This is a genomic window from Marinitoga lauensis (genome assembly GCF_004135675.1).
GTDB classification, from domain to species: Bacteria; Thermotogota; Thermotogae; order Petrotogales; family Petrotogaceae; genus Marinitoga; species Marinitoga lauensis.
Map to the genome: position 1 here is coordinate 384640 of NZ_QHLX01000002.1, position 8944 is coordinate 393583.

Genomic DNA, 8944 nt, shown 5'->3' on the forward strand with positions numbered 1-8944 from the left:
TGCGTGTTTAGGAGATTATTTTTTAAATTCATCTAATTCCATCATTTTTTTCGGTTTTTCTATTTTTAATGTTTTTAATATGGCTTTTTGAAAATCGTTTAAATTGGCTCTTAATGCAAATAATTTGTCTTTTAATCTTATTTCAGAGTATTCCATTTTTTTTATAGCTTCTCTTATTTTTTCATGAGAGTATTCAATATTATTTTTTCCAGTTCTAATTCTAATGTTCTTTGAATTATGTAAGATATGAAACTCATTACAATATGTCCTTTTATTCTTTTCGGTGTCCAATGAAATACCGGTCTTGTTTCAAGATAATTTTTTAATGTTCTGAATGTTTCTTCTACTTTCCATAATGTATGATATTGTTCTAATATTTCTTTTGGAGATAGTTTTGTGTTTGTTATTATTCCATAGTATCCATCGTATTTTTCATCATTTTCTATTTTTTCTATGTCCAATATATAATTTTGTTTGTTCTGTTCTTTTAAATATTTTTTCGCTCCTCTTTTACTTTTTGAATCTATATTTCCTTCTTCTAACATTTTTTTCGCTTTTTCTATTAATCGTAGTCTATCTGCTCTGTCTTTTTTAGCTCTTTCTTCTGAATATATTATGAGTAATCTTTTATTTTCATATTCTACTTCTCTATATTTTATTCCTTTTGCTATTTCTATGAATTCTCCTTCAAATATATTTACTTTTTTTAACTGTTTTATTGATTTTCCTACTATGAATTCATAATTAGAATTTTCTACTACTTCTATATTTTTTTTACTCATCATTCCTCTATCTGCTACTACTATTACTTTTCCTAATTGATATTCTTTTTTCATTTTTCTATTGAATCTTTAAATGTATGCCCTTCAAATGTATTTCCTGCATATATATCAAAACTAACTGGCATTCTATCCTGATCTATTGACATCCCTAATACTACTTGCGACTCATTAAATTTCTTATCCTTTGAATATCCCATTTGTAATATTTCATTTGTTTGTTGTGTTTCAAACGCTAATGTTGTTACATCGTAAAATACTAAATCTACCGTTGTATTAAACAAACTTATCCTTTGATTATACATATGTTTTTCTATCGACTCTTTATTATCTGCTAATATATCCAATGTTCTGTATAACCAGTGCAACATTACATCTTTTTCTTCCAGGTCTTTTTCTTTTTTAACTTCCACTTTGTTATATCCAAAATACTCTAAATTATTAAATATTCCCAATTTACTTTCGGTTCTACTATTCTATTCATCACCATTATTTTTAACATTTCTTCTGCATTGTATTTTATTTCTTTATCCAGTCTTTCAAAATATCTTTTCATCTCATATCTTTCAAATATCTTATTTACTATTGCTTTGGCTCCGTAATTTCTTCTTGCTATTTCTTCCATTAAATCATCTTCTATTTTTTCATATTCATCTATTTCAAATATTTTAAAAAGACTATCTACAAGTTTTGTTATATCTTTTTTACTATACTTATCTATATTTCCAAAATTTATTACTGTATGCTGTTTCACTTTTCCATTTTCTCTTTTGCTTTCCATTATCCTTAAATATCTTTTTCCTTTCACTTTTGATATTTTAGGATACATTTTAAAACATCTCCTTTCAGTGGTTGTCATATATATTATACCACCAAAAGGACTAATATATTACTAATTATAGTTAATTCTCTGTAACAAAAGTTAGCCACACAATTTTTCGACTTCCTGAAAAATACACGCCTCAAACCCGCATTCTACCGTTCCATTTCACTTAAAATCGCCAAATTGCTGTCAAAGGCAGGAATAAAATAATAAAAAATTTTATGGTCTCTTTTTATGATTATTTTTCGTGAACAATATTACCATGGAATATTGTTTTTTGAATTTCAAGATTTTTGTTGAGAATTACAAGGTTTGCTATATAACCTTCTTTAATTCTCCTTCATTTTTAATATTAAGATCTTGAAGTGCATTATATGATGAAACTCTTACTAATTCTTTTAAAGAGCAATTAGTAATTAAATAAAAGTTTCTCACACCATCATCAAAAGTCAATGTGCTTCCTGCTATTGTTCCATCTTCTAATGTTGCTTTTTTATCTTTTACCATAACCTTTAATCCACCAAGTGTATATTCTCCATCATTTAAATTAGTTGCAGAAATAGAATCTGTAATTAATATAATATCTTCTATATCTTTAATCTTATATATCAATTTTACAAATTCTGGTGATGTATGAATATTGTCTATTATCATCTCTATTTTAAAAGGTTCAAGCATTCCTGCTCCTACACCACCAATAGCTCTATGATGTAAAGAAGTTATAGCATTAGGAAAATGAGTAATCCTATTTATTCCTTGATTTAATGCTTTTTGAATAATTCATAATTACCATTAGAATGTCCCAGAGATATTATTATGTCTTTTCTCTTTAAATATTCAACACAATCAAAAAATTTTTCTATTTCTGGTGCCATAGTTATTAGTTTTACATAATCATTTATTATAGCTTTTAAATCTTTGATTTTTGGTGGATATATATACTCTTCATTTTGGGCCCTTTTTTTGCTTTATTTATATATGGACCTTCTAAATGAATACCCGCAATGGATAATATTGGTTGAAATTTAGAGGTAATTTTTTTAATTGTTCAATAGACGCAGAAACCGTTGTGGGGTAAAATCTCGTTACACCATGAGAAAAGTTTAATTCCACCCATTTTTTTAACTCTTCTTTACTTGCTGTCATAAAATCTATTCCCATATAGCCATGAGTATGCGTATCAACAAATCCAGGCATAAGAATATAGTCATAACTATATTCTCTTTCTTTTTTTATAACTTTTTCTATTTTATTGTTTTTGATTATTATATCTCCAATATATTCTCCGTCTATAGGATCAACAATCAGGGCATTTTTTATTTCCATAATACACCTCTAATCTAAAATAACAGATTTGCTTAAATTCCTTGGTTGATCTGGGTCATAACCTTCAATTAAAGCCTTTTTATAACCTATATATTGAGGTATTATCATTTTTAATGGAGATTCAAACCCATCATTATATGGTATATCAATATCTTTATTTTTACCTATAAGAATGGTCTTAGCTCCAAATTCTTTCAATTCCTTTGCTAATTTCAATTCCTCTTCTGTATCCTTGGAATTTATTATAACAATAGAATGTTCCGTCAATGTAGACTTTGGTCCATGTCTGTATTCAAGTGGCTCATGAAATTCTACATTTTGTATAGCCATTTCTTGAATCTTTAATGCTCCTTCTTTTGAAACACCATATTGTTCATCAAAACCGAGAAATACAAAATGATTATATTTTTTTAAATCAATTGAGTCTATATAATTCTTAATATTTAATAGAAGTTGCTCTGACTCATTTGCAATATCGTTGAATTTAATGCCATTTAAAAGAAAATTGAGTATAAAAACAAATGAACCGGTCATAACTACACTTTCTTCATTAGCAAAATCAAAAACAAATGTTTCATCACATATCTTAGTTAAGGAAGAATCAGGAGTACATGTAATACCTATTGTTTTAATATTTCTCTTTTTAAAATTATCAACAGCCTTTACCGTTTCTGTGGATTCACCTGTTCGAGATAAAAATATGGCAATATCCGTTTCTGGAATTGTATCAAAAACTATCACTTCACCGCCTGAAATTATATTTGAATAATAACCATATTTTTTTAGCATTTTAGTGATAATCAATCCAAGATTATAAGATGAACCGCAACCTACAAATGTATATTTCTTATTTTATCAAATGTAATTTTATAATCCTTTGCTTTTTTTAATAACTCAGGTATTTTATTTATTTCTCTTATTGTATATTTACCATTCATCCTTTCACCGCCCCTTGTGTAATTCCAGAAATTATATGTTTCTGGAATATTAAAAATGCGATTATAACTGGTATACCTATTATAGATGAGGCTGCCATTAATGTCGGCCAATCTACCTGATTGAACTTTTGAAACAGTGCAAGCCCTACCTGAACAGTTCTCATCTCTTTTGAAGTAGTCATAACCAATGGATAAAACAACATATTCCATGAAGTTATAAACGTGTTTATAGCCATAACCGCTATCGCAGGTTTTGATAATGGAAAGATGATTTTAAATAATATTTGAAATGTATTTGCTCCATCCACATATGCAGCCTGTTCTAACTCAATAGGTAATTGTTCTATATACTGTTTAAGTAAAAATATACCAAATGGCGTTACTAAAAATGGAATTGTTAATGCATAATATGTGTCAATCCAACCAAGATTTTTCATGATTATAAATATAGGGATAATAGTTGTTTGTGGAGGTATCATCATCGTTGCAAGCACTATCATAAACAATACATTCTTACCAAAGAATTCCCTTCTTGCAAATCCATATGCAACCATTGTGGAAAATATAATATTACCTATAACAACAATAATAGCCACAATTAAACTATTGAATATATATATTGCAAAATTATTTTCCTTCCATACATTTATAAAATTCAATAAAGTGGGATACTTATATTCTATCTTAAATCGTCCAAAAATACACTTGTTTCCTTAGTAGGTGTAAATGAAAAAACTATTTTTGTTATATGCTTTAAATCAACCTCTCTATTTTTCAATAGTTTATAACTTATAGAAATTTTATGCCATTTATCTGAATCATTATTAATTTCTATTTTTGTCTGGTTTTCATCAACATCATAAAAAATAATATTAAAATCTTTAATATCAGACTTAATAAAAAACTCAAATTTTTCATCATTCTTAAATCCAGATCATTTGTTAATAATGCAATTCTTTGAGTTTTGTCTGGTTCTAAATCTATTTTCAAACTTTGTTTTGTTTCAGGTGAATCCTTTGAAATAGAAATCTTTGCCCCATCATAGGTTTTCACTTTTCTTTTTATATATCTTATATACTTTATCTCAAATCATTTAAATACTTTTCTTTTATAACGTGTGTAAGGTTTCCTTCTGGTATAATTGCAGTATAAAACATGGTTATTAATGGAAATAAAGACATAATCAACAATGTGAACATAAGGATTAAAAATAAAAATCTTTTCATTATATATCACTCCTGAGAAGACGCTTTTGAATTATGGTAAATACCATTATTATCGCCATTAAAATATATGCTATTGCAGATGCATATCCATTTCAAATTGCCTAAATGAAGTCTGGTATAGATAATGAACTACCGTTTGTGTTGAATTGGAAGGTCCACCACCTGTCATTGTAAATATTTCAGCAAATATCTGAAATGATCTTATTGTATTTAATGAAATAATGAAAAACAATGTTGGTTTTAATAAGGGTAGAGTAATATTGAAAAACGTTTGTTTTTTTGAAGCTCCATCAATAGATGCCGCCTCATATACCTCTCCAGTATTCCTGAAGACCTGCTAAGAATAATATGGTATAATAACCTATAGCGGCCCAAATATCCATTATCATTATCGATATAAGTGCGGTTTTAGTGGAAGCAAGCCAGCTGGTATCCAGCGCATGCATTCCAAATAACTTCATCATATTATTGAAGAAACCATTTGCGCTGTATAGATAGATCCATATTGTGGATATAACAACCATTGATATAACCGATGGTAAAAAGAACCCTGCTTTAAAAAGTCCTTTGAAAGGCAGATGCTTGCTATTTATCAATAACGCAAGTAATAATGAAAATGTTGTTGTAAATGGATTGTCCCAATAACAAGATAAATGTATTCTTTAATGCAATGAGAAAAACCTCATCTTGAAATGCTCTTATATAATTTGACAGACCAACAAAATTATAGTGAGGATTTATTCCACTATAATCGGTAAAACTCATAAAAAATGAATAACCTATGGGGAAAATTCCAAATATCATGAATATAATTAAGAATGGTAATAATAGAATAAATGTTTCAAGATTATATTTTGTTTGTCTTTTCATTTTTTCACTCCTTAAGACGCCTGTGCAAGGGGGACTTTGCACAGGCACTTTTTTTAATGGTTCAATAATTGTTGGATTTTAAATTATAGTATCTTAATGTGCTTTCAACGTTTTCATTTTCAAGAACGATTTTTCAATAGCTTCTGTTAAATATTGTTGTATTTTAAACCATTGTGGATGTGATGGAGCAGGTTTTGCGTATTTATTTTGTTCATAGAAAACCTGATGCATTGGATGATCTTCAAACCATGGATCTTTATCTGCACCAACCACTGATGGGAATACAGATGGAACTAATTTTGTTACCTGCATTGCAACATCAGATCTCAATAAGTATTCAATTAACTTTAAAGCTGCTTCCTGATTTTTGATTGTTTTGTTATAGCCAATACTTCTGCACCTGCAAATGAAGCATGGGTTCCACTCCATTTATTTGGTTTTGGTAATAATGCTACATCAAATAAAATATTTGGATAATTGCTTTCTATACCTGATATATCCCATGCACCACTAACATACATACCTAATTTTCCTTCACCAAATGCTTTAGCTAAATCTGCTTGTTTTGTTTTTAAGGAATATTTGGATAATGCTTGATAGAATTTTGCTGTTTCTATAACCTTTGTTGAGTATAACAATGATTTTTTCATATCTTTTGATAAAATTGATGCTTCATTTCCCCAGACTGCTGGTAAAAACCATTGTTGCCACGGACTGAAACTTTCTCCTGCACACATACCAAAACCATATATATCATCACCTAAAGCATCGATTTTTGTGCAGCATCATATAATTCTTCCATGTTTCTGGTGGGGTATTTGGATCTAATCCTGCTTTTTCAAATAAGTCTAAATTAAAAATAAAGCTCTTGTTCCCAATAACCATGGTAATGCCCAGTAATGTCCATTATATTCTACTGAATCCCAGCCAAAATATTTATCTTTTACTTTTGATGCATAATCGTCCATTTTTAAAATAGCGTCCTGACTTGCAAAGTTAGCTACCCATGTATTACCAAGTTCTACAACATCTGGTGCGTTATTTGCTGCAATTGAAGTAACGATTTTGTCAAAACCATTTGACCAGGATAACTGAACATACTCAACTTCAATATCTGGATTTTCCTTCATAAATTCTCCAAGAATCTTTTAGAAGATTCATCATTCAACATAAATCCCCAGAAAGTTATCCTGGTTTTACCAAAAGCAAATACTACTAACACACTTAACAATACTACCAATACCAACTTTTTCATAATGAAACCTCCCCTTTTAAAATGTTCTTTTTAATAGCTTTAATAGCCTGATATATTGAAATTAATTTCGTTGAATACGTAACTATATATGATTCTAAAATATAATGTTCTAAATCTTCATCATTTCTAATAATCACATAAATAACATCATCAGAAAAACTCTTTAATTTCTTTTGTAAATTTAATTGTTTCTCAAACCTAAAGGAATCAAGGACAAAAGAAATAACCGTTTCGTCTTTGTTGGAAGTTCATTAACTACTCCATTAAATGGGTCATATTTTATAACTTTACTGCCTTTAAACTCAAATTGTATTAAAGTTTCCAACTTTTCTAAATCATTTGCTGTTGTATCGGCTGGACTTAAATTTTTGCTTCTGGAATTAAGAAAACCAACTTCTTTGAATTGATATTTCCTTTAATATTCATTTTAATGCTTTTTTAGATATATCCATTAAAATTTTTCCTGTATAGTTTTTGTTATAATATTCTTTCTGTAATTTATTGATTTTTTCTATCTTTTGATTTAATATATTCTCATCTATTTTTTTCTCTTCTACCAGCTCTTCAAGATATCTGTATAATGGTTTAAAGTTCTTTCGTGCTTCTGCCACTAATAATATATCTCCACGCTATTAAAAATTTTGATACCCTTCTTTAGAAAATAATTATTATAAAAACCTTCATCTCTATTGCATCACTAATAATAAGCTTCGTACTTAAATATTTTTCAATAATTCATCCATTATTACCTTTGATACACTTGCAATATCATCATCAGAGGCTTATAAATAACATGCGAAGTCATTATCATTTCTACATCATTAATACTTCTTTAAAGTAATATCCTCATCTTCAAAGAAAAATCGTTTACTATATAGTTTCTTCATGAGAATCCTGTGTAGCCTTTCCGTGACCCGGGAAATGTTTTGCAGTAGGTAATATCCCTGTTCTTTTAATCCTTTTATATAACTTAATCCATATTCCGCTACAATATCGGCAGATGTTGAAAATGCCCTAAATCCGGTAACTGCACTGGAATTTTTGTGTAAAACATCAAGAACAGGAGAAAAAACCATATTAAAACCATATTCTTTTAACTTATTTCCAAGATATTTTCCGTATTCATATGCTATCTCTGGTTTATTTAATCTTCCCATAGCATAATTACCTGAAAAAGAAAGAATTCCCGGTACAGTTTCCAATTGTCCTCCTTCGTGATCTGAAGATATCAATAATGGCAAATCCAATGAGTATAATTTATCCATAGATATCTGTAATTCTAAACTTTTCATATTATCTGGATATAAAATAATCCCGGCCGGTTTATATTTACTTATGATTTCCAATGCTTCATCATCAAGGCCATCTGGAAATCCAAGAAAAAAAAGTTTACCAAATTTCATATTATCCCCTCTTTTTCAAATATTTAGTTAAGAATTTTTCTATGCCGTCATTTGTGGAAAATAATTTATGTAAAATAAGCGATGCCGCACCATGAGAGGTTAAAAATCCTGAGAAGATGCATAATCTATACATAACTTTCTATTCATTTAAAAAGATTTTTTTATTTATATTATCAATAAAAGTATCCATAAATCTTTTGGAAGTAATGTAATATTTCCTCCAATTAACAGCATCCGGATCAAAAACACTTATAATCTTTGCTAACTCATATGAATAAAAATCTAAAAATTCCTTTCCTTCAGATAATATTTTCTCTCATCGTA

The 8944-nt window shown here is 28.4% G+C and carries 13 protein-coding genes and 5 pseudogenes; all 18 read right to left on the minus strand.

Annotated elements, in window-relative coordinates:
* Positions 1–15: 15 nt before the first annotated feature.
* Positions 16–1389, minus strand: a pseudogene (locus tag DJ007_RS20760) (IS1634 family transposase); the annotation flags it as partial.
* A gap of 117 nt (positions 1390–1506) precedes the next feature.
* Positions 1507–1638: pseudogene (locus DJ007_RS21020) on the minus strand (IS1634 family transposase N-terminal domain-related protein); the annotation flags it as partial.
* 279 nt (positions 1639–1917) lie between these two features.
* On the minus strand, positions 1918–2280 hold the full coding sequence (locus DJ007_RS15520) for a hypothetical protein (RefSeq protein WP_206076099.1): 363 nt from the start codon (positions 2278–2280) through the stop codon (positions 1918–1920).
* A 309-nt stretch (positions 2281–2589) separates the two neighbouring features.
* Entirely contained in the window at positions 2590–2928 is a 339-nt protein-coding gene (locus DJ007_RS15525; protein ID WP_206076100.1) for an amidohydrolase family protein, read from the minus strand.
* Positions 2929–2937: 9 nt separating this feature from the next.
* The gene (locus DJ007_RS05050) at positions 2938–3732 is read right to left on the minus strand and encodes an SIS domain-containing protein (protein WP_240739279.1); all 795 of its coding nucleotides are present in this window, start codon (positions 3730–3732) and stop codon (positions 2938–2940) included.
* A gap of 130 nt (positions 3733–3862) precedes the next feature.
* On the minus strand, positions 3863–4525 hold the full coding sequence (locus DJ007_RS15530; protein WP_206076101.1) for a carbohydrate ABC transporter permease: 663 nt from the start codon (positions 4523–4525) through the stop codon (positions 3863–3865).
* A gap of 172 nt (positions 4526–4697) precedes the next feature.
* Positions 4698–4919, minus strand: coding sequence for a hypothetical protein (locus DJ007_RS15535; RefSeq protein WP_206076102.1), 222 nt, complete (start codon positions 4917–4919; stop codon positions 4698–4700).
* A 26-nt stretch (positions 4920–4945) separates the two neighbouring features.
* Complete coding sequence (locus tag DJ007_RS15540) at positions 4946–5092, minus strand: hypothetical protein (RefSeq protein WP_206076103.1); 147 nt, start codon at positions 5090–5092, stop codon at positions 4946–4948.
* A gap of 70 nt (positions 5093–5162) precedes the next feature.
* On the minus strand, positions 5163–5387 hold the full coding sequence (locus DJ007_RS19970) for a carbohydrate ABC transporter permease (protein ID WP_206076121.1): 225 nt from the start codon (positions 5385–5387) through the stop codon (positions 5163–5165).
* 10 nt (positions 5388–5397) lie between these two features.
* Positions 5398–5688: a carbohydrate ABC transporter permease gene (locus DJ007_RS15550; RefSeq protein ID WP_206076104.1), complete on the minus strand. Its 291-nt coding sequence runs from the start codon at positions 5686–5688 to the stop codon at positions 5398–5400.
* Positions 5678–5962, minus strand: coding sequence for a carbohydrate ABC transporter permease (locus tag DJ007_RS15555; RefSeq protein ID WP_206076105.1), 285 nt, complete (start codon positions 5960–5962; stop codon positions 5678–5680). Before DJ007_RS15555 ends, DJ007_RS15550 begins: the two co-directional genes overlap by 11 nt.
* A gap of 93 nt (positions 5963–6055) precedes the next feature.
* Positions 6056–6292 carry a hypothetical protein gene (locus tag DJ007_RS15560; RefSeq protein WP_206076106.1) on the minus strand — a complete coding sequence of 79 codons (237 nt, stop codon included), beginning with the start codon at positions 6290–6292 and terminating at the stop codon, positions 6056–6058.
* Between the two features lie 17 nt (positions 6293–6309).
* Positions 6310–7092: pseudogene (locus tag DJ007_RS17185) on the minus strand (extracellular solute-binding protein).
* Positions 7089–7217 (minus strand): hypothetical protein, encoded by a 129-nt coding sequence (locus DJ007_RS18890; protein WP_276318653.1) that lies wholly within the window; start codon positions 7215–7217, stop codon positions 7089–7091. Before DJ007_RS18890 ends, DJ007_RS17185 begins: the two are co-directional and overlap by 4 nt.
* A pseudogene (locus tag DJ007_RS19975) lies at positions 7214–7444 on the minus strand (hypothetical protein); the annotation flags it as partial. The gene DJ007_RS18890 and the pseudogene DJ007_RS19975, both read right to left, overlap by 4 nt.
* Positions 7399–7605, minus strand: a pseudogene (locus DJ007_RS19980) (hypothetical protein); the annotation flags it as partial. The pseudogenes DJ007_RS19980 and DJ007_RS19975, both read right to left, overlap by 46 nt.
* A gap of 34 nt (positions 7606–7639) precedes the next feature.
* Positions 7640–7828 carry a hypothetical protein gene (locus tag DJ007_RS05070; RefSeq protein WP_129408599.1) on the minus strand — a complete coding sequence of 63 codons (189 nt, stop codon included), beginning with the start codon at positions 7826–7828 and terminating at the stop codon, positions 7640–7642.
* Positions 7829–8038: 210 nt separating this feature from the next.
* On the minus strand, positions 8039–8620 hold the full coding sequence (locus DJ007_RS05075) for a glycoside hydrolase family 3 N-terminal domain-containing protein (RefSeq protein WP_129408600.1): 582 nt from the start codon (positions 8618–8620) through the stop codon (positions 8039–8041).
* Positions 8621–8944: the final 324 nt, after the last annotated feature.